This window comes from Streptococcus sp. GMD4S, assembly GCF_000296955.1.
On the sequence record NZ_AJRE01000546.1, the window covers coordinates 1 to 747 of the forward strand.

Consider the following 747-nt stretch of genomic DNA (forward strand, 5'->3'; position numbering starts at 1 on the left):
CCATCTTAGACAGGCTGGTTTTTTCATGCTGGATATAGACTAGTTCAATCGGGTCGTCAATGTCCAGTGGAATGGAAACGATATTGTCTCCGTTAAGGTTGCTGTTCAAAATCCCTGTTGCAATCGTGTAACCATCCAAACCAATCAAGAGATTAAAGAGGGTGGCACGGTCGCTGACTACGATAGATTTTTTGTGGTATTCCTGAGAGAGAATCTCTTCAGAGAAGTAGAAGGAGTTGTGAGTCCCTTGGTCATAGCTGAGGTAAGGGAAGTTCTCCAAGTCTTCTAGTTTAACCTTATCTTTCTTTGCCAGAGGATTGGTCTTGCTGACGAAGATATGGGGCTGGGCTGTAAAAAGATGGTGGGCCAAGAGGTGGTTGTCATCCAGCATTTTCGTTAAAACATCACGGTTATAACTATTCAAAAAGAGGACACCGACCTCACTACGGAAGTTCTTGACATCGTCGATAATCTCCCAAGTCCGAGTTTCACGAAGGAAGAGCTCGTATTTTTCCATATCACTTTTCTTGAGTAGGGATACAAAGGCATTGACCACAAAGGCATAGTGTTGAGACGAAACGCTAAAGAGTTCGCGGTGGGCGACAGGATTTTTATAGCGTTCCTCCAGAAGCTGGGTTTGCTCAACGACCTGACGGGCATAGGAGAGAAACTCCATCCCATCACGGGTTAAGGTAATGCCCTTGGGATTGCGGATAAAGATTTCAATGCCCATTTCATTTTCCAAGT

General features: G+C 44.7%; 1 protein-coding gene. It reads right to left on the reverse strand.

What is annotated here, in order from left to right:
- Nucleotides 1-747, reverse strand: a 747-nt coding sequence (locus GMD4S_RS12460; protein WP_000641978.1) for a LysR family transcriptional regulator, incomplete at both ends; no start/stop codon positions are given.